Annotated in this window: 16 protein-coding genes; 5 read left to right on the forward strand and 11 right to left on the reverse strand. The window is 61.8% G+C overall.

Annotated features, from left to right (window positions below; translation table 11 throughout):
• Position 1 precedes the first annotated feature (1 nt).
• The 7 genes from NA647_RS07925 to NA647_RS07955 all read right to left on the reverse strand — a co-directional run bounded on the left by NA647_RS07925 (position 2) and on the right by NA647_RS07955 (position 8,135).
• A complete protein-coding gene (locus NA647_RS07925) occupies positions 2–1,198 on the reverse strand; it encodes a hybrid sensor histidine kinase/response regulator (RefSeq protein WP_256057189.1) in 1,197 nt (398 codons plus the stop codon).
• 3 nt (positions 1,199–1,201) lie between these two features.
• Positions 1,202–1,804, reverse strand: a complete 603-nt coding sequence (locus NA647_RS07930; RefSeq protein WP_256057190.1) for a chemotaxis protein CheB — start codon at positions 1,802–1,804, stop codon at positions 1,202–1,204.
• A complete protein-coding gene (locus NA647_RS07935) occupies positions 1,801–2,619 on the reverse strand; it encodes a CheR family methyltransferase (RefSeq protein WP_256057191.1) in 819 nt (272 codons plus the stop codon). The genes NA647_RS07930 and NA647_RS07935 overlap by 4 nt, the downstream gene beginning before the upstream one ends.
• A gap of 1 nt (position 2,620) precedes the next feature.
• Positions 2,621–6,133 carry a response regulator gene (locus NA647_RS07940; protein ID WP_256057192.1) on the reverse strand — a complete coding sequence of 1,171 codons (3,513 nt, stop codon included), beginning with the start codon at positions 6,131–6,133 and terminating at the stop codon, positions 2,621–2,623.
• 395 nt (positions 6,134–6,528) lie between these two features.
• The gene (locus tag NA647_RS07945) at positions 6,529–6,687 is read right to left on the reverse strand and encodes a YqaE/Pmp3 family membrane protein (RefSeq protein WP_131649596.1); all 159 of its coding nucleotides are present in this window, start codon (positions 6,685–6,687) and stop codon (positions 6,529–6,531) included.
• A 399-nt stretch (positions 6,688–7,086) separates the two neighbouring features.
• The gene (locus tag NA647_RS07950; RefSeq protein ID WP_256057193.1) at positions 7,087–7,302 is read right to left on the reverse strand and encodes a hypothetical protein; all 216 of its coding nucleotides are present in this window, start codon (positions 7,300–7,302) and stop codon (positions 7,087–7,089) included.
• A complete protein-coding gene (locus tag NA647_RS07955) occupies positions 7,302–8,135 on the reverse strand; it encodes an MBL fold metallo-hydrolase (RefSeq protein ID WP_256057194.1) in 834 nt (277 codons plus the stop codon). Before NA647_RS07955 ends, NA647_RS07950 begins: the two co-directional genes overlap by 1 nt.
• Positions 8,136–8,347: 212 nt before the next feature.
• Here NA647_RS07955 and NA647_RS07960 point away from each other — a divergent pair, with 212 nt between their 5' ends.
• From NA647_RS07960 to NA647_RS07970, 3 genes are read left to right on the forward strand one after another with little or no spacing between them, the layout of a single operon-like run.
• Positions 8,348–9,727, forward strand: coding sequence for an NfeD family protein (locus NA647_RS07960; RefSeq protein ID WP_256057195.1), 1,380 nt, complete (start codon positions 8,348–8,350; stop codon positions 9,725–9,727).
• Between the two features lie 3 nt (positions 9,728–9,730).
• Entirely contained in the window at positions 9,731–10,492 is a 762-nt protein-coding gene (locus tag NA647_RS07965; RefSeq protein ID WP_272889603.1) for a slipin family protein, read from the forward strand.
• An 8-nt stretch (positions 10,493–10,500) separates the two neighbouring features.
• Positions 10,501–11,004: an LEA type 2 family protein gene (locus tag NA647_RS07970; RefSeq protein ID WP_423836463.1), complete on the forward strand. Its 504-nt coding sequence runs from the start codon at positions 10,501–10,503 to the stop codon at positions 11,002–11,004.
• Positions 11,005–11,114: 110 nt separating this feature from the next.
• Here NA647_RS07970 and treF read toward each other — a convergent pair whose 3' ends face one another.
• Positions 11,115–12,716 carry an alpha,alpha-trehalase TreF gene (treF, locus tag NA647_RS07975; RefSeq protein ID WP_256057197.1) on the reverse strand — a complete coding sequence of 534 codons (1,602 nt, stop codon included), beginning with the start codon at positions 12,714–12,716 and terminating at the stop codon, positions 11,115–11,117.
• A complete protein-coding gene (locus NA647_RS07980) occupies positions 12,713–13,480 on the reverse strand; it encodes an SDR family NAD(P)-dependent oxidoreductase (protein WP_256057198.1) in 768 nt (255 codons plus the stop codon). The genes treF and NA647_RS07980 overlap by 4 nt, the downstream gene beginning before the upstream one ends.
• Positions 13,481–13,671: 191 nt before the next feature.
• Between NA647_RS07980 and rarD the strand changes: the two genes are divergently transcribed.
• A complete protein-coding gene (gene rarD / locus NA647_RS07985) occupies positions 13,672–14,565 on the forward strand; it encodes an EamA family transporter RarD (RefSeq protein WP_256057199.1) in 894 nt (297 codons plus the stop codon).
• A 29-nt stretch (positions 14,566–14,594) separates the two neighbouring features.
• Here rarD and NA647_RS07990 read toward each other — a convergent pair whose 3' ends face one another.
• On the reverse strand, positions 14,595–15,113 hold the full coding sequence (locus tag NA647_RS07990) for a glycine cleavage system protein R (protein ID WP_181099623.1): 519 nt from the start codon (positions 15,111–15,113) through the stop codon (positions 14,595–14,597).
• Positions 15,114–15,386: 273 nt separating this feature from the next.
• On the opposite strand from NA647_RS07990, the gene NA647_RS07995 reads away from it, so the two are divergent.
• The gene (locus tag NA647_RS07995) at positions 15,387–17,567 is read left to right on the forward strand and encodes a malate synthase G (RefSeq protein WP_256057200.1); all 2,181 of its coding nucleotides are present in this window, start codon (positions 15,387–15,389) and stop codon (positions 17,565–17,567) included.
• A 217-nt stretch (positions 17,568–17,784) separates the two neighbouring features.
• On the opposite strand, the gene NA647_RS08000 is transcribed toward NA647_RS07995, so the two are convergent.
• Positions 17,785–20,037 carry a putative bifunctional diguanylate cyclase/phosphodiesterase gene (locus NA647_RS08000; protein ID WP_256057201.1) on the reverse strand — a complete coding sequence of 751 codons (2,253 nt, stop codon included), beginning with the start codon at positions 20,035–20,037 and terminating at the stop codon, positions 17,785–17,787.
• Positions 20,038–20,113 lie beyond the last annotated feature (76 nt).

Here is a 20,113-nt window from a genome sequence, read left to right on the forward strand (position 1 = left end):
GTTAAGCCTCGACATTCAACGGCAGCAAAACCCGGAATACCGCGCCCTTGCCCTCTTCGCTTTCGACCTGGATGCGACCGTCGTGCGCCTTGACGATCTGTTCGGCGATGAACAACCCAAGACCCAGGCCGGCGCTGCTTTCGCTGCCTTCGGCGCGTTCGAACTGGCAGAAGATTCTTTCGAGGCTCTTCTGGCTGATGCCAATGCCCTGATCACGCACTTCGATACAAGCGCTCGCCGCAGTGGCGCTGACATTGACCTGCACGGGCTTGCCCGCGCCGTAGCGCATCGCGTTGGTCAGTAGATTGGCCAGCACCTGCTCGATGCGAAACTCATCCCAGACCCCGACGATCGGCTCCGGTCGCTGAAACAGCAGCGTGCAACCGCTGGCTTCCATCTGCGGAGCGAAATTCTCGACGACGCTAGCGACCAGCTTGCCCAGATCGAAGTGGTTGGGCCGGATCGACAGTTTGCCGGTGCGAATGCGCGAGACATCGAGCATATCGTCGATCAGGCGGATTAGGCTGCGGATCTGCCGCTCGTCCTTGTCGACCATCTGCCGCAGCTTGTCGTCGCTGAACGCGGCGAAGTTGTTCCGTCCGAGCTGCAGCTTGCGCAGCTGGACTTCGAGGATGAGCGTGTTGAGGGGCGTTTTCAGCTCATGGGAGACGATCGACATGAAGTCGTCGCGCATGCGCACGGCATCTTCGAGTTCGGCCTTGGTGCTGCGCAGCTGATCGAGCAACACTTCCTGCTCGCGGCGGCTGCGCTCGAGCGCTTCGAGCTGACGCGCCATCCGCTTGCGGTTGCGGTAGAGATCGACGAACACGCTGACCTTGCTGCGAACCGCATGGGTATCGAGCGGCTTGTGCATGAAATCCACCGCGCCGCTCTCGTAGCCCTTGAAGGCATAGTTGAGTTCGCGCCCGGCCGCACTGACGAACACGATGGGGATCTGCTTGGTGCGCTCAGTACCGCGCATCATCTCCGCCAGCTGGAACCCATCCATGCCAGGCATTTGCACGTCGAGAATAGCCAGTGCGAACTCATGCTGAAGCAACAGTTCAAGTGCCTGTTCCGCCGATTCGGCCTGATGCACGCGAACCCCCGGGCTCCTGAGAATGGCATCCAGCGCCAGCAGGTTTTCCGGCAGGTCATCGACAATCAGCAGGTTCGCTTCATCGGTATGGTCAGGCATGGGTCACTCCAGTTCACGCAACAGTCGATGAATATCGCGCAAGGGCAAAATGTAATCCGGCGCAAAGCGCTGGAGTGCGGCCAAGGGCATGGTCTGAACCTCGGCTTCGCCAGGGTCCTGAACGATGGTCATGCCGCCGGCCCGCTTGATCGCTTCGAGGCCTGCCGCGCCGTCTTCGTTGGCGCCGGTCAGCAGGATACCGGCAACGCGCTCGCCCCAGGCATCGGCGGCCGATTCGAACAACACATCGATCGAAGGACGGGAGAAGTGCATCGCCTCGTCCTGGCTGAGCGATAGCGTCAGGTCCGCCTCCACCAGCAGGTGATAACCCGGCGCGGCGAAATACAGCGTCGCGCCGCACACCGGCTCCTTGTCGTCCGCTTCCTTGACCCGCAGCGCGGTTTTGCGCTGGAAGATCTCGACCAGCTGTGTCGGCCCGTACGGCGGTACGTGCTGGACCATCAGCAGCGGCTGGCGAAAATCTTTCGGCAAGCCGTCGACCAAAGCACTGAGGGCGGCAAGACCGCCGGCCGAGGCGCCGATCACTATGGCATCGACAGACCGGGCCGGTAATTTGGCTGAAGCATCTATGGTCGCGAACGTCATAGTTTGCGAAAGATCCGTTGCGGCTTGTCGAACGCCTCGTAACGGTCGGCATGACCGGAGAACTCGACGGTCTCTTTGCTACCCAGGCCGAGAAAGCCGCGATGGCAGAGGGACTCATGAAACAGGCCAAAGGCCCGGTCCTGCAGCGGCTTGTTGAAGTAGATCAGCACGTTGCGGCAGGAAATCAACTGGGTCTCGGCGAAGACGCTATCGGTCGCCAGGCTATGGTCGGCAAAGGTCACCTGGTCTTTCAGGGTCTTGTCCATGATTGCCGAGTCATAGGCGGCCGTGTAGTAATCGCTGAGGCTGCGCTTGCCACCAGCGCGCTGATAGTTGGTCGTGTACAGCTGCATGTCGCCAATATCGAAAATACCTTGGCGCGCCTGCTCCAGCGACCGTGGATTGATATCGGTGGCATAGAGAATGGTGCGTTCCAGCAGGCCCTCCTCCCTGAGCAGGATCGCCATCGAGTAGACCTCTTCGCCGGTGCTGCAGCCGGCAATCCAGATTTTCAACGACGGGTACGTGCGCAGCACCGGGACCACCTGCTCGCGCAGCGCCAGGTAATAACTCGGGTCGCGGAACATCTCGCTGACAGGGATCGTGAGGAACTGCAACAGCTCCATGAAGGCTTGCGGATCGTAGAGAATCTTGCGCTGCAGCTCCGAGATGCTTTCGCACTGCATCTGCTTCAACGCCAACAGCACCCGGCGCTTGAGCGAAGCGCCGGAATAGTCGCGGAAATCGTAGCTGTAGCGCAGATAGATGGCTTCGATCAGCAGTTTCAGCTCGATGGCCTGATTGCGGTGAGGCATGTCACAACAGCTCCACTTTCGGTAGCCATACACGAATCAGCGAGAACAGACGATCGAGCTCGATTGGCTTGGCCAGGTAATCGTTGGCCCCGGCGCGCAGGCAGCGCTCCTGATCGTTGTTCATGGCTTTTGCGGTGACCGCGATGATCGGCAGTTTGGCGAAGCGCGAATCCTTGCGAATCTCCTGCATCGCGGTAAAACCGTCCATCTCCGGCATCATGATGTCCATCAGCACCAGATCGATATCGGCCACGTTCTGCAGTTGGGCGATGGCCTCGTGACCGTTACGGGCGATCTCGATCAGCGCGCCCTTCTGCTCCAGCGCACTGGTCAGCGCGAAAACGTTACGCACATCGTCGTCGACCACCAGAATCTTGCGCCCCTCGAAGGCCTTCTCGCGGCTGCGCACGCTTTTCAGCATCTTCTGCCGCTCCGGCGCCATATCCGATTCGACCTTATGCAGGAACAGCGTAACCTCGTCGAGCAGCCGCTCCGGCGACCGCGCGCCCTTGATGATGATCGAGCGCGAATATTTCATCAGCGACGCTTCCTCATCGCGCGTCAGGTTGCGCCCGGTGTAGACAATGACCGGCGGGAAGGAGCAGATGTCCTCGTGAGCCATGCGCTCGAGCAGCTCATGGCCATCCATGTCCGGCAGCTTGAGGTCGATGATCATGCAGTCGTAGAGCGTCGAGCGCAGCAGTTCGAGGGCCTGCTCGCCGAACTCCACCGCCGTGATTTCCACATCGATGTCTTCGATCAGCCGCGACACGCTTTCACGCTGGCGGGCGTCGTCCTCGACCAGCAGGATGCGCTTGACCTTCTGCGCCAGCTTCGCTTCTAGGCGGCCAAATACCTCCTTGAGATCGTCGCGAGTGGTTGGTTTGGTGGCGTAGCCGATAGCGCCCATTTGCAGAGCGGCCTCCTTGCGGTCTTCCACGGACACGATATGCACCGGGATATGCCGCGTGACAGGATTTTCCTTGAGCCGCTCGAGCACGGTCAGGCCGGAATGATCGGGCAGTCGCATGTCCAGCAGGATGGCATCAGGGCGGTACTGCACGGCAGTGTCGAAACCGTGATCGGCGCTCTGCGCGATCAGACAGCTGTACTTCAGCTCGTGCGCGAGGTCGCGGAGAATGCAGGCGAACTGCGGCTCGTCTTCGATCACCAGCACCGAGCGCTCGAACGGGAAGGCATCACGGTCGTCGGCCAGAGCCGGCACGCTCGGCTCCTGCGCGCGTAGCGGTGCGGCCGGCGAAGGCGCGGCCTGCGCAAGCGCCATGGCCCCCGATGCAGCAGACGCTTCGATCGGCGCGGCGGCAGGCAATTCCGACTCCTGTACAGCCACCGGGGCGCTGTAGTTCTCTGGAACGATCAGCGTGAACAGGCTGCCGGCGCCCGGCTCGCTGCTCACCTCAATGGTGCCGCCCAGCAATTGGGCGAGTTCGCGGGAAATCGACAGGCCCAGGCCAGTGCCGCCATAGCGGCGATTAGTGGTGCCGTCGGCCTGACGGAACGCTTCGAAGATTACATCCTGCTGATCGGCCGGGATGCCGATACCCGAATCATGCACGGCAAAGGCGATCTGCCCTTCGCCATGGCGCATCACACGTAGCTCGACCGAGCCCTTCTCGGTGAATTTGAAGGCGTTCGACAGCAGGTTCTTGAGAATCTGTTCCAGGCGCTGTCGGTCCGTGTAGAGGCTCGGCGGCAGGTCGTCGGCCAGTTCGACTTGGAACTGCAACGACTTCTCCAGCGCCTGAGCGAGGAACAGGCTCTTCAGCCCGTCGATCATGCGCGTCAGCACGAGCAGTTCAGGCCGCACATCGAGCTTGCCGGCCTCGACCTTGGAAATATCGAGAATGTCGTTGATCAGGTTGAGCAGATCGTTGCCCGCCGAATAGATCGAGCGCGCGAACTGCACCTGATCGTCGCTCAGATTGCCCTCGGAGTTGTCCGACAGCAGCTTGGCGAGGATCAGCGAGCTGTTCAGCGGCGTGCGCAGCTCATGCGACATGTTGGCGAGGAACTCGGATTTGTAGCGACTGGCGCGCTGCAACTCGTCGGCACGCTCCTCGAGCATCAGCTGCACTTCGTGCAGACGACTGTTCTTCAGGTCCATCTCATCACGCTGACGCGCCAGCTCTTCGGAATGCTCCGCGAGTTGCTCGTTGGTCTGTTCCAGTTCGGCCTGCTGCTCTTCCATGTGCGCCTGCGACTCGCGCAGGGCGTTGGATTGCTCTTCGAGTTCTTCGTTGGCGGCGCGCAGCTCTTCCTGCTGCACCTGCAATTCTTCGTTGAGCTGCTGGGTCTCTGCCAGTACGCGCTGCAGGCGCTGGCGGTAACGCGCGGCCTCGATGGCAGAGCCGATGTTTTCGCAGACACGCCGCAGCAGCTCGCTGTCTTCTTCGCGCAACGGCCGCAGGAAGCCGATCTCCAGCACGGCGTTGAGCATGCCGCTGTCTTCCACCGGGACGATCAGCACCGATCGCGCGTCGGTGTTGCCCAACGCCGACGTAACCTTCATGTAACCGGGCGGCACGCTGTCGAGCGCAATTGCCCTGCGCTCCAGCGCCGTTTGCCCGACCAGCCCTTCGCCGAGTTCCAGCGCCCGGTTACCGTTCAGTTTGTCCTTGTCCCAGCCGAACTCGGCGATTCGCTGCAGCTTGCCTTCCTGCGTCACATAGAGCGCTCCGACCGCGACGTCGAGATAGCGCGCAAGAAAACCAAGAACGTTCTGCCCCAGCGTCGGCAGCGCCTGCTCCCCGATCATCGACTCGCTGAGCTGGGTCTGGCCGTTGCGATACCAGGCCTGCTTCTCCAACGCCGCGGCATGCGCCTGCTGTTGCTCCAGCGATTCGGCATAGCTGTTGGACAGATTGATCAGATCGCGGCGCCCGAAATAGACCAGCAGGCCGCTGAAGAGCAGGCTGAACAGCAGGAAGCTGCCGATCAGGACCGTGGTGACCACTTCCGCTGTGTCGGTACGTTCGGCACGCGTCTGGCGTTCGTAGGCAATGATGTCGTTGAGCAGCTGACGTTGCTCTTCCTTCAGGTCCAGCCCGCGCTTGCTGCGTACGTAATCGACAATGGGCTCGTTGCGCGCGCGACGGGTAATGGCCTCTTCGGCATAGGCGAGCCACTGCCCGTGGAGCTGCTTCAAACGCTCGACGCGGCCCAGCTGCACCGGCGTATCGTTCGCATATTCCTCGAGCCGGTTCATCAGATCGACGAATACTGGCAGCTCTTTCCGGTAAGGATCGAGGAAAATCTCCTCGCCAGCGATGAGATAACCACGCATGGAGGCTTCCAGATCGCCTGCGACCTTCAGCGTGTCGTGCGCATAGGCGACACCATTAACCGAGCGCTCGACCCATTGGCTGACACTCAGCAGGTAATAGACGATGGCGCTGAAGAAAAATGCGCTGAGAAACCCGAAACCAAGGGGCACCGCCACGTTGCGGTTGAGGATGCGGCGGAAGTTGTCCTGATTGATGAAAGTGTCGCCCATTTGGTTTCCTTCCCGAGTACTGGCACGAATGACCGATACCCACGGCAGCGCGGGCAGCCGCGTCGCCAGCAGCGAACGCTCCACATCCCGTCAAGTTCAAGGTGATTCGCGCGAGATAGGGCCCACGCAACAAGTCGACCGGCGACTTTACACCGCTGCGGTTGCGAGCACAAAAAACCCGGCTGAATGGCCGGGTTCAGACCATCCTGCCGGGCAAGGGTTCGTTTTCTATCAAGAACTCGCGTCGGAGCGATTCATCCGGCCGTAGTCGCTCCCGAGTCGGCTCTCGCTGGGGTTGTTCGACGTAACAGCAGGCGACGCGGAAGGCGCGCCCTTGAGGACGAAGCGTCCGGCGCCTGCGCCAAGCTGAGCCGGACCGCTCTACCGCAACGCCATCAGCGCCGCGCGATGATCCAGACCGCGTGGATGATGCCTGGAATGTAGCCCAGTAGCGTCAGCAGGATATTCAGCCAAAAGGCTCCACCGAAGCCGACTTGTAGAAACACCCCCAAAGGAGGCAGAAGTATCGCGATGATGATTCGGATCAGGTCCATGTGTGTCCCCTCGGGTCTGTGCAGGCTGAAAAGCTCACTTGAATCGACCTGATCACGCCTTGGGGGTTCCTTCGGGTCCATGGCGCACAAGCGCAGCAGCAACGCAGAAGGAACGGCAACCGCCGTCGATGGACAGCGGCTGTCAGAACCGGGTGCGGCCGTTTGAGCCGCAGGGGGTGCCCACAGGCACCGATAGGGAGGAGACGCAACAGGCGGCGTGGTTGGCCAATCGTTGCGATACGCATCGCCTTGTGGGCGGTACGCATTGCCAAGCGGCTTCGCTTAGCCTGCTAACTATTACAGAAGCGGCGCAGGCACTCCATACGCTGAAAGTCGAATCCTCGCGAAGGGATTGCCGGAACCGGCTTCATTTCCATCTGCCAGCGGATTAGGTCAGTCCTAGGTCGGCGGCTCTCCAGATCGATCTCGGCGTTTACGACGAATGTTGATCCCCGACAGCACGGCCAGCGCCAGCATCAGGCCAGCCATGTTGAAGTTGCCCACCAGCACGTAGCCCAACCCGGCGAGCGAGCAGGCTACCAGACCGACCCAGCGTACGTACTTCATCATGGCGCCTACCGGCCCGCCCAAGCGCTCTTCGTCATGTCGCGACATCAACCCTGCCTCGCGCGCATGCGTTCGAGTTCCTTGGCATCGTGGCTGCAGAACAGCGTCACCTCGCCCTTGTGTTCCAACGACAAGGTCCAGAGCCGATGCTGATTGGACAGGCGCGCCGGACGGTCGACTTCCATCATGCGCTGGTACAAACGCAGGCCCGGCGTGCAGTAACGCTCGGTCTGGCCGACTTCGTCGCGGTAGAAATAGGCGTCGCCGGCGTGCAGCAGCCAGCCCTGGTCGGTCTGCAGCGCGACACCCGCATGGCCGTGGGTATGGCCGGTCAGCGGGATGAGCAGAAGCTCTGGCGGCAACCCGCGCAGCTCTTTGACGGCCTGGAAACCGAACCAGTTATCGCCGCCCGGCTCGTAGAACTGCCAGTTGCGCACCTCGTCCCATTGCCGATGACGGTAACGCCGATGGCCGATAAAGCTGTGAGTCGAGCGCGCCGCGTCCATTTCACGCTGTAGCACGTGGACCTGGGCCTCGGGGAAATCCTCGAGGCCACCGGCGTGATCGAAATCCAGATGAGTGAGCAGGATGTGCCGAACGTCTTCGGGCTTGAAACCAAGCTGGCGCACCTGCTCCAGCGCCGTGAAGCGACGCTCGAACTTGATGTTATTGAAGGCGATGAAGAACTGGCTGAGGCGCTTGCGTGGCTCCAGTACATCGCAGCTGCCGAAGCCGGTATCGACCAACACCAGCCCGTGCTGCTCGGTCTCGATCAACAGGCAGTGGCAGACGAGGCTGGCGGTCAGCCCATCACTGAAGCCATCGAACAGCTTGCCGCCCACCGGACACATGCAGCCGCAATTGAGATGGTGAATACGCATGGAAGACTCCTCATGGAGCGGGCCGGCGCGACAACTCCGCGCAAATATCAACGTCGTGTGAATTGTGAGGCCCGATGGCGCCTGAGAGTTCAGGCGCCTGTCTCTTGCGGACGATCCGACGTCGTGACAGGAACCTCGTGTCAACTGGACTACCCTCTCTGATACCGCCGCGATACATCATCGCGCATCGTCGATTCGGGAGGTTCACGCCTATGCGCCGCCGCCCCTTTGCTCGATTGGCCTGGCTGCTGACGCTCTTGCTGGCTTCATGGCTCGGGTTCGCAGGCACGACTCAGGCAGCGGCTGCGGTGACGGTGCTGCGGGTCGACGGGGTGATTGGCCCGGCCAGTGCCGATTACATTGCCAGCGGCATAGAGCGCGCCGTGCAAAACGATGCGCAGCTGTTGGTTCTGGAGTTGGACACACCCGGCGGGCTGGACAGCTCCATGCGCGCCATCATCAAGGAAATCCTCGCTAGCCCCGTTCCGATCGCCACCTATGTCACGCCCAGTGGCTCGCGCGCCGCTAGCGCCGGTACCTACATGCTCTACGCCAGCCATATCGCCGCGATGGCGCCGGGCACCAACCTCGGCGCCGCTACGCCGGTGCAGATCGGCGGCTCGCCAGGCAACCCACCCGAGAAGCCAGACGCCGAAAAAGCTGATTCCGATAAAAGCAGCGATGCCATGAGCCGCAAGCAGGTCAACGACGCAGCTGCGTATATCCGCGGCCTGGCGCAGCTGCGCGGGCGCAATGCCGAATGGGCGGAGCGGGCGGTGCGCGAGGCAGTCAGCCTGTCGGCCAACGAGGCTTTGGAACTCAAGGTGATCGATTACCTCGCCGCCGATGTCGACGAACTACTCGGCACACTCGACGGTAAAACCATCCAGACCAGCGCCGGCGAGCGAAGGCTGCAGACCGCCAATGCCACGCTCGACCACTACGAACCGGACTGGCGGGTGCGCCTGCTGGCCGTGATCACCAACCCCAGTGTGGCGCTGATCCTGATGATGATCGGCATCTACGGATTGATATTCGAGTTCTCCAATCCAGGCACCACCGGCGGTGGCGTGATCGGCGGCATCTGCTTGCTGCTGGCGTTGTATTCCTTGCAGCTGTTGCCGGTGAACTACGCCGGGGTGGCGCTGATTCTGCTGGGCCTGGGCTTCATGATCGCCGAAGCGTTCGCGCCCAGTTTCGGCGTGCTTGGCCTGGGTGGCGTAGCCGCCTTCGTCACCGGCTCGGTCATCCTGATCGATACCGAGGTGCCGGGCTACGGTATACCCCTGACCTTGATCGGCACGCTGGCCGTGGTCAGCGCATTCGTGTTGTTCGCCATCGTCAGCATGGCGCTCAAGGCGCGTCGGCAGCGCGTGGTCAGCGGTGACGCCGAGCTGATCGGTAGCCTGGCGCCGGTCAGCCGCATTCAGGCGGACGACCCGGCTTGCGGCTGGGTACAGCTGCAAGGCGAACACTGGCAGGTCCGCAGCGCGGCTCCCTTGCATCTGGGTCAACAGGTCCGTGTCGTGGCGAGACACGGGCTGCAACTGGACGTCACCGCGGCCGACGCGCCGCCAATCGAGAAGAGGTGAACCATGGGTTTTGAAATGAGCTTCATCGCGGTGCTGGTGCTGTTGTTCGCGCTGCTCGCATCGACCTTCCGCATCCTGCGCGAATATGAGCGTGGCGTGGTGTTCCAGCTAGGGCGATTCTGGAAGGTCAAGGGGCCGGGGCTGATCATGGTCATTCCCGGCATCCAGCAGATGGTTCGGGTCGATCTGCGCACCCTGGTGCTGGACGTGCCGACGCAAGACGTGATCTCTCGCGACAACGTCTCGGTCAAGGTCAACGCGGTGGTCTACTACCGCGTGCTGGATGCCGAGAAGGCCATCATTCAGGTCGAGGACTACCATTCGGCAACCAGCCAGCTGGCCCAAACCACGCTGCGTGCGGTACTCGGGAAGCACGATCTGGACGACATGCTGGCCGAGCGTGAACAGCTCAACAACGATATCCAGCAGGTGCTGGACGCCCAGACCGACGCCTGGGGTATCAAGGTGGCGAATGTCGAGATCAAGCACGTCGATCTCGACGAATCGATGATCCGCGCTATCGCCCGCCAGGCCGAGGCGGAACGTGAGCGGCGGGCCAAGGTCATTCATGCTGAGGGCGAGCTGCAGGCGTCGGAGAAACTGATGCAGGCTGCCGAGATGCTTGGCCGCCAGAGTGGGGCGATGCAGCTGCGCTACATGCAGACCCTGAGCAACATCGCTGGCGACAAGAACTCGACCATCGTCTTTCCGCTGCCCATGGAGCTGCTGCAGGGCCTGGGCAACCTCACCAAAAAAACCGAGTGAACCATCCTATGCGCATGCGCCGAGCCGTACCCGTTACCGCCTTGCTGTTGGTTTTCATGCTCGTGCTGAGCCTGACTGGCTGCGCGGCGTTCAGCCCGCGTGACCCGTTCAACGTGCAGGTCGCCGGTATCCAGCCGCTGCCCGGTGAGGGTTTGGAGCTGCGCATGGCGGTCAAGCTGCGGGTGCAGAACCCCAACGACATGGCGCTGGATTACAACGGCGTGGCGCTCGATCTGGAAATCAACGGTCGACGCCTGGCCAGCGGCGTCAGCGATGAGCGCGGCAGCGTACCGCGCTTCGGCGAAACCGTTCTGACCGTTCCGGTGACCATCTCCGCATTCTCCGCCGTCCGCCAAGCGCTGGGCCTGGCCGAGCATGTCGGCATGGAAGAGGTGCCTTACGTGCTGCGCGGAAAGCTCGCCGGCGGGCTGTTCGGCACTCAGCGCTTCGTCGAGAAAGGCACGCTGGATTTGTCCGGGGCGCTCGCTAGCCCTTATCGCCGAAATCCGTAAAGACCAGATAGTCCGTAGGGCCGGATTCATTCGGCCGCAGATTTGAGAAGTCCGCCAAAGCCATTCAATGTGCCGCGCGGCAGACCTAAACGTGTCACTCCCGACTTCGCTCACGCCGAGCGGCACTGCCCCGCCCGACAACGGTGCACTTCATGGGTCGGGTCTTCCTGCATCAGCTTGCGGGTCACACCGTTAGTCCAGCCGAAACCGTCCTGCAGAGGATATTCCCCACCGGTCGCATGTTCGACGCAGGGCCGCAGGACGTACTTCTCCACCAGCTTGCTTTCCCGCTCGAAGAGGTGCGAGACGATGCTCAGCCAGCGTTCTTCGATCTGCAGCGCCAGCGCCTCGTGACCGTAGTGTTGCAACCCACGAATCCCCATCCACTGCAGGGGCGCCCAGCCGTTGGGTCGGTCCCATTGCTCGCCGCTGTCGCCAATCTCGGTCGTCGCCAGCCCGCCCGGCGCCAGCAACCGTTCGCGCACGATGTCGGCGACGCGTGCCGCCTGTACGGCGCTGGACAGTTGAACGAATAGTGGCGTCAACGTCGCGGCTGTGAGGTTGTCGCGCGGCTTTTGCAGCGTCCAGTCGTAATCGAAATAGGCACCGCGCTGGTCGTTCCACAGGTAGCGGTCGATCGCCTTCAGACGCGCCTCGGCACGTTGGCGGAACTGATCGGCGCAGCCATGCTGACTCTTCACCTCGCTGAGGCGGGCGATTTGCCGTTCGAGCTTGTAGAGAAAGCAGTTCAAGTCCACCGGGATGATGTTGGTGGTGCGAATGCTCGATAACCGCTGGGGGTCGCCCAGCCAGCGCGAGCTGAAATCCCAGCCCGATTCGGCGCCCGCACGCAAGTCGCGGTAGACCTCATGCGCAGGCCGGCTCGACGAGCGCGCGGTCTCGACGTCTTCGAGATAGGACTCCTCGCGTGGCGTGTCACGGTCATCCCAATAACGGTTGAGCACGCTCCCATCGGGTAGGCAGACGCAGCGCCGATGGGCCTCGCCCGGACGCAGTTGATCGCCGCCCTCGCTCCAGAAAGCGTATTCCTTGCGCAACTGCGGCAAGTAATCGCTGGCGCGATGCACGCCGGTTTCCTCGAACAGGTCGGTCATGAACGCGAACACCGGTGGCTGCGAGCGGCTCAGGTAGTAGGAGCGATTTCCGTTGGGCACGTGGCCGTAAGTGTCAATCAGGTAGGCGAAATTATCCGCCATCGAACGCAGCAGCTCGCAATGCCCGCTCTCGTCCAGGCCGAGCATGGTGAAGTAGGAATCCCAGTAATACAGCTCGGTGAAACGCCCGCCCGGCACTACGTAATCGTGCGGCAGCGGCAGCAGTGATGAGAATTTCGGGTGCTGGCGTGGATGGCGGGTCAGAACAGGCCAGAGCCGGTCGATGTGCTCGCTCAGGCTGTCGTTGGGATTGGCGACGAACTCCTTCGCCGGCAGTTCGAACACGCTGAAATGCTCGTGCACGAAGGCGCGCAGATCGAAACCAGGGTCGCGCGACCGTGCGCGATAGGCCTCGAGAATTCGCTCGGGATGCTGGCGCGGCGCGCAGTCGACGAAGGTCTTACTGTCTGGGAATACGCGCTGCGTCTGCACGGCCACGAAGAGTTCCTGATAACGATCCGCCGGGGTCAGGGTGTCGGCAGCGGAGACCGCATGCGTGTCGTAATCGAAGGGGCCTTTGTGATCGATATCGGTCATTGCTCGCTGTAATTCCATAGCAGTCCGCCGTCTATGATCAGCGTAGTTCCAGTGATGTACTCGGCCTCGTCGGAGGCAAGGAAGGCCACCGCGCCCGCCACGTCACGCGGCTGGCCGAGACGGCCGGCGGGAATGTTCGCCAGCAAGCCTGCGAGCTTTTCCGGCTGGTTCATCAGCGAGCGATTGATCGGCGTCTCGATCGCGCCCGGCGCGACGTTGTTGACCGTGATACCCAAGGGCGCCAGCTCGATTGCCAGGTTGCGCATGAGCATTTTCAAACCGCCCTTGCTGGTGCAGTAGCTGGTGAAGTTGGGGAATGGCAGCTCCTCGTGAACTGAGCTGTTGTTGATGATGCGCCCACCCCGCCCCTCGTCGCGCAGGTATCGCGCAAACGCCTGGGCAGTAAAGAACGGCCCGCGCAGATTGACGTTCATTACCTGGTCGTAGTCGGCCTCGCTGGCATCGAGAAAGGCGGCATGTTTCTGCACGCCGGCGTTGTTGACGAGGATATCCAGGCGGCCCATCTGCTCGGCCGCTTGCTCGACCAACCGCTGGCACTCGGCGACCACGCCGACATCGGCACCGACGAAGCAGGCACGCCGGCCCTGCGCGCGGATCTGTTCAAGAGTCTCCCGAACTTCGTCGTCATCGTGCCGTCCGTTGATGACCAGATCGGCCCCCGCCTCGGCCAGGCGTACGGCGATACCGCGACCGATGCCCTGCGAGCCACCGGTAACCAATGCAACCTTGTCGTGCAAATTCATCGCAGACCTCATATGGCTGTCGGAGCGCGAGGACGCCCCTGAGTCGTTCAGGTGAGACGGGGTGCAGTCCGCTGCGTTCAACCTGTGTGTTTGCCAATTGCTTCAACGGCGGGAGCCATCGCAGCAGCAGACAAAGGGCCTGCCGCAGGCGCAGAATGTCCGGCTCTCCGTTGCTCCGTTACAGGACCATCATGGCCACCGCCGATCTGCGTAAAGGGTATTTGCTGGGTCTCACGACCTTCTGCATCTGGGGCATGTTCCCGCTCTACTTCAAATCCATCGAGCAATACGCGGCGCTCGAGATCGTGACCCAGCGCGCCATCTGGTCGGCGGTGTTCGGCACGCTGGTGCTGATGCTGTGGCGCCATCCCGGCTGGTGGCAGGAGCTGCTGGCGCACCCACGCCGAATCGGCGTGCTGATGATTTCCAGCGTATTGATCGCCACCAACTGGCTGATCTACGTCTGGGCGGTGAATAACGATCACATGCTCGAGGCGAGCCTGGGCTACTACATCAACCCGCTGGTCAACGTGCTGCTCGGCTTGATCGTGCTGCGTGAGCGTCTGCGGCCGCTGCAATGGCTTGCGGTAGCCATGGCGGCGACCGGCGTGCTGCTACAGCTGATCACGCTCGGCGACTTTCCGGTGGTCGCGATCGTGCTGGCGCTGAGCTTTGGCAGCTACGGCCTGTTGCGCAAGCAGGCGCCGGTGGCGGCACTGCCTGGCCTTGTGGTGGAAACCTGGCTGTTGCTGCCGGTCGCCCTGATCTGGCTGTTTTTCTTTGGCAGCGGGCCGACCACCGAATGGTCGTTCTGGACCGAACCTCAGGCACTGTGGCTGGTAGCCGCCGGCCCCGTCACCCTGCTGCCGCTGTTGTGCTTCAACGCCGCGGCGCGTCATCTGCCCTATTCGACCCTCGGATTTTTGCAGTACATCACTCCGACACTTTTGCTGATACTGGCGGTGTGGGTGTTCAACGAGCCCTTCCCAGCCGACCGCCAGGCGGCGTTCATCTGCATCTGGGCCGGGCTGGCGGTGTACAGCTATGACGCCTGGCGGCTGATGCGCAGGAGCGTTGAAGCCTGAGGCGACGCATGCGCCGGTGTAGTTAGCGGTCAGTCCGCTGACTGCAATTTCAGCTCCACCATCAGATCGTCGGCCAGGGTTTCCAGATGCTGCTGCAACGCTTCCAGCGACAGCTCGGTCGGCACCGCCAGGCGCGCATCGGCATGAAATAGCAATTCGTTGGTCATCGGCGCGGGCAACACATCGGTGTCCAGGCTTTCCAGGTTGACGCCGTGCCCGGCCAGCAGTCGGGTGATGTCGCGGACGATGCCGGGACGATCATTACCCACCAGTTGCAATTGGATCATCCGCCAGCTGCGCTCGGGCTCTTCGCCGCTGTGCGCGAACACCACGCGGATGCCTTGTCGCTCCAGCTGCTGCAACGCGGCGATCAGGTCGGCATGCGCTTCGGCCGGCACCGCGACCCGCAGAATTCCGGCAAACTGCCCGGCCATGCGCGACATGCGGCTCTCCAGCCAGTTGCCGCCATGCCCGGCGATGCAGTTGGCGATACGTTCGACCAGCCCCGGCTGATCTTCGGCGATGACTGTCAGGACGAGATGGTCCATGTCTGGCTCCTCTTCAGTTGGTTCTTGCGCTACCGGCGAAAGCCGCGTGCGCCTGAGCGTGAGTCGTGCACCCATGGAGCCCGGTTCCATAGGTATAGAACAAGGTGTCGGTTTCGCCGCTTTAGCACGGTCAAATTGATCTCCAATGCCGCGCCGTCGACCTGGGCTGACAAGCGCAACGAACTGCTTTTCCGGACGGCTTCCTGTAGTATCCGCCGACCCGGACTACAAGAAGAATCGTCCGAAGATTTGAAGAACCAAGTGAGGCGAGTAATGACTGAGCGCGTTCAAGTCGGTGGCCTGCAGGTCGCCAAAGTCCTGTATGACTTCGTCAACAACGAAGCGATCCCCGGTACTGGCGTCGATGCCGCGGCCTTCTGGGCCGGCGCCGACAGCGTCATCCATGATCTGGCGCCGAAAAACCGCGCTCTGCTGGCCAAGCGTGACGAACTGCAGGCGAAAATCGACGCCTGGCATCAGGCCCGCGCCGGTCAGGCTCACGACTTCGCCGCCTACAAGACCTTCCTGCAGGAGATCGGGTACCTGTTGCCCGAAGCCGAAGACTTCCAGGCCACCACCCAGAACGTCGACGAAGAAATCACCCGCATGGCCGGCCCGCAGCTGGTGGTGCCGATCATGAACGCACGCTTCGCGCTGAACGCCGCCAACGCCCGCTGGGGTTCGCTGTATGACGCCCTGTACGGCACCGATGCCATCTCCGAAGAAGGCGGCGCTAGCAAGGGCCCGGGTTACAACGAGGTTCGCGGCAACAAGGTCATCGCCTACGCTCGCGCCTTTCTGGATGAAGCAGCCCCGCTGGAAAGCGGCTCGCATGCCGACTCCACCGGCTACCGCATAGACGGCGGCAAGCTGGTCGTCTCATTGAAAGACGGCAGCACCACCGGCCTGAAAGACCCGCAGCTATTGCTCGGCTTCCAGGGCGACGCCAACGCGCCGATCGCCGTGCTACTCAAGCACAACGGCATCCATTTCGAGATCCAGATCGACCCGGCCAGCCCCATCGGCCAGACCGACGCTGCCGGCGTCAAAGACATCCTGATGGAATCGGCGCTGACCACCATCATGGATTGCGAAGACTCCATCGCAGCCGTCGACGCCGACGACAAGACCATCGTCTACCGCAACTGGCTCGGCCTGATGAAGGGCGACCTGGTCGAGGAACTGGAAAAGGGCGGCAAGCGCATCACCCGCGCGATGAACCCCGACCGCGTGTACAGCAAGGCCGATGGCAGCGGCGAGCTGACCCTACATGGTCGCTCCTTGCTGTTCATCCGCAACGTCGGTCACCTGATGACCAACGACGCCATCCTCGACAAGGACGGCAACGAAGTGCCGGAAGGCATCATGGACGGCCTGTTCACCAGCCTCGCCGCGATGCACAACCTCAACGGCAACACCACCCGCAAGAACACCCGCACCGGCTCGGTCTACATCGTCAAGCCGAAGATGCACGGCCCAGAAGAAGTGGCGTTCGCTACCGAACTGTTCGGCCGCGTCGAGGACGTGCTCAAGCTGCCGCGCAATACCCTGAAAGTCGGCATCATGGACGAAGAGCGCCGCACGTCGATCAACCTCAAGGCCTGCATCAAGGAAGCGCGCGAGCGCGTGGTGTTCATCAACACCGGCTTCCTCGACCGCACCGGCGACGAGATCCACACCTCCATGGAAGCCGGCCCGGTTGTTCGCAAGGCCGCGATGAAAGGCGAGAAGTGGATCAGCTCCTATGAGGACAACAACGTCGACGTTGGCCTGGCCTGCGGCCTGCAGGGCAAGGCTCAGATCGGCAAAGGCATGTGGGCCATGCCCGACCTGATGGCCGGCATGCTCGAGCAGAAGATCGGCCACCCCCTGGCCGGTGCAAACACCGCTTGGGTCCCCTCGCCGACTGCCGCCACGCTGCACGCGATGCACTACCACAAGGTCGACGTGTTCGCCCGTCAGGCCGAGCTGGCCAAGCGCACCAAGGCCTCGGTGGATGACATCCTGACCATCCCTCTGGCCAAGGACACCAACTGGAGCGACGAGGAAAAGCGCAACGAGCTGGACAACAACTCGCAAGGCATCCTCGGCTACATGGTGCGTTGGGTCGAACAGGGCGTGGGCTGCTCCAAGGTACCGGACATCAATGACGTCGCACTGATGGAAGACCGCGCCACCCTGCGCATCTCCAGCCAGCACGTAGCCAACTGGATGCGTCACGGCGTAGTGACTCAGGACCAGGTCGTCGCAAGCCTCAAGCGCATGGCGCCAGTGGTCGATCGTCAGAACGAAGGTGATCCGCTGTACCGCCCGATGGCACCGGACTTCGGCAACAGCGTCGCCTTCCAGGCCGCCCTAGAGCTGGTCCTCGAAGGCACCAAGCAGCCCAACGGCTACACCGAGCCGGTCCTGCACCGCCGCCGCCGCGAGTTCAAGGCCAAGAACGGTTTGTAACCGCAGCAGGAACTACAGCCGCGCTTTCACTCAGCGCGGCTTTTTCACAACAGTCGAACAGTACGATCAGTGCCGGATAGGGCGACCTAGCACAGCGATCCCATGTAGCGCTCGCCCCCAAAACTGCAAGGCGAGGCTAAAGGGAGCAGGGAAAACCATCGTTCAGACACTGAACGGACAAAAAACTGCGTAGCCTGCCGACATCGTCCCGCAACAGTTATACGCTTGCGTCGTCCACGCCACGAATCAGGCGGTCCAAGTCTTCAGCGGTCTGCGGCTGGGACATGTGAAAGCCCTGTACCTCCGCGCAATTTTCTTCTCCCAACCACTCGAGTTGCTCACCGGTCTCTACCCCCTCAGCCGTGACGCTGATGTCCAAGGCCTGAGCGAGCCCAATGATGGCCTTAATAACCGAACGGTCATCCGCAGACCTGAGAACGTTAGCGATGAAACTGCGATCGATCTTCAGCCCATCGAACGGATAATTTCGCAGGTAATTGAGCGAAGAATAGCCATTACCGAACTGATCCATGGTCAGCCGTACGCCTAGCTCTTTGAGCGAATTGAGCGTTTTCAACGCACCCGCGGATTCATCCAGCAGGATGCTTTCGACCACCTCCAGTTCGAGACGCGAGGCGGCTAGGCCTGCCTCTTGCAACGCCTCCTGGACGTCCAGTCGCAGATCGCTCTGGCGGAACTGGACGACAGACAAGTTGACCGACACGATCATGTGCTCTGGCCAACGTGCTGCTTCCCTGCAGGCCTCGCTCAAAACCCATCGCCCCAACGGGACGATGAGCCCGGTCTCCTCTGCCAATTCAATGAACTGCGCCGGGCCGAGCAGCCCTGCTTGTGGGTGCTGCCAGCGCACCAGCGCCTCCGCTCCGATCATGTGCATGCCATTGGTTCGATAGCGCGGGTGATAGTGGAGCATCATCTCTCCCGCGGCCATGGCGTCTCGCAGGTCCATCTCCATCTGCCGTCTTTGCAGCAGCCGCTGGTTCATTTCGCTGGCATAGAACCGCCATGTCGCACGTCCGTCTGCCTTGGACTGATAGAGCGCGATGTCTGCACAGCGCAACAATTCGTTCGCCTCGTTCGCGTCCTGCGGCGCAAGCGCAATACCAATACTTCCACCGATGAAAATGTCCTGGCCTTCGTAGGCCATCGGCTGATTGATCTGTTCGATAAGACGTGCACAGAGCGCTTCGATGCTTTCTTGGGCGCTCATGCCATCAAGCACCATGATGAACTCGTCACCCCCAAGCCGGGCGACCATGTCTTCATTGCGCGTGCAATGAAGCAAACGAAGCGAAACCTCCTTCAGCACGTGGTCGCCGGCCGCATGACCAAGGGTGTCGTTGACGGGTTTGAAGCGATCCAGATCGAGACTGAGCATCGCCAACGGCCTTCCCGCCTCCAGCTTGTCGGCGAGGAAATTATGCAGGTTGTTACGGTTGGGCAGTCCGGTTAAGGCATCGTGCATAGACAGGTGCGCCACCTGCGTCTGGGCCTTGACCTCCTCGGTAATATCACTGGCAGTGCCTCTGTAACCGACACACTGCCCGTCCACTATGATCGGACGTGACGCCACGCGGCAGACCCGAACATTGCCGTTCCGGTCCGAGTACTGGCAGTGCAAGGACTTGCCGCTCTGTTTGCTCAACCACTGCGCGATCTCCTGACCCTCAGCCCAAAGCAGCTCATCCAGCGGCCGGCCCAGCCATTGACTGGCGGTATGGTGAGTGACGCGCTCGAACCGCTCGGAGAGATATACCAACCTCAGCTGCTCATCGGTTTCCCACAGCCAGTCGGATGCAGCCTCGGCGATATCACGGAAGCGTCTCTCGCTGCTGCCAAGGCTTGCCTGGCTGTCCAGAAGCGCTGAATGGCTCTCTTCGAGGCGTCGCGAAGCCTTCACCGCATCGAGGGCAATCAGGCCCATGAGCACAAGCAGAAGCAACGCGGATGAGCCCACAACCGGCAGCAGCCCATAAAGCATCTCGCGACCGAACCTTGGCGGCGACCAGCCGAAGATCACCGGTGCTCCGATCAGACCGGGGATGGCCAGGCCGGACTCTGCCGATATCGCGCCCTCGTCGGCCACATGCAGATCGATCAGTCCGTATTGAAAACCAAGCTGCAGCAGCTCATCCGGAGTCAGCACGTCCATCAGAATGAAGGTCTCAGTCTGTATCTGGCCCGGGGCGGCTTGATCGTCAGCCGACGCGGTTGCTACAGCAGCCAATACCAGCATATCGCCGAGCCGCAGAACGCCATTACTGAACGCTCCGGGGCCGGCCTGCCGAGCCTGCTCCACCAGCCTTTCAAACCCGATATCGAGCTGTCGTCGCGACTCGCTGTCGCGCACGGCTTCGGAGGTTAATGCTCGAGCCGTCTCCGCACCGGGGCCAAACAACAACAGGGCATCGTAATCGAGCCTATGGAAAAGCGCGTCCAGCGCAGCCATCTCCCCGCCTGGCTGCGGAGCCGCGGGCACCTCACTAAGCGCGACGAGCGCATTCGCTCCTTGGTCAAGCATTGTC

Origin of the sequence: Stutzerimonas stutzeri, from assembly GCF_024448985.1 — a bacterium.
Classification (GTDB): domain Bacteria; phylum Pseudomonadota; class Gammaproteobacteria; order Pseudomonadales; family Pseudomonadaceae; genus Stutzerimonas; species Stutzerimonas stutzeri_AP.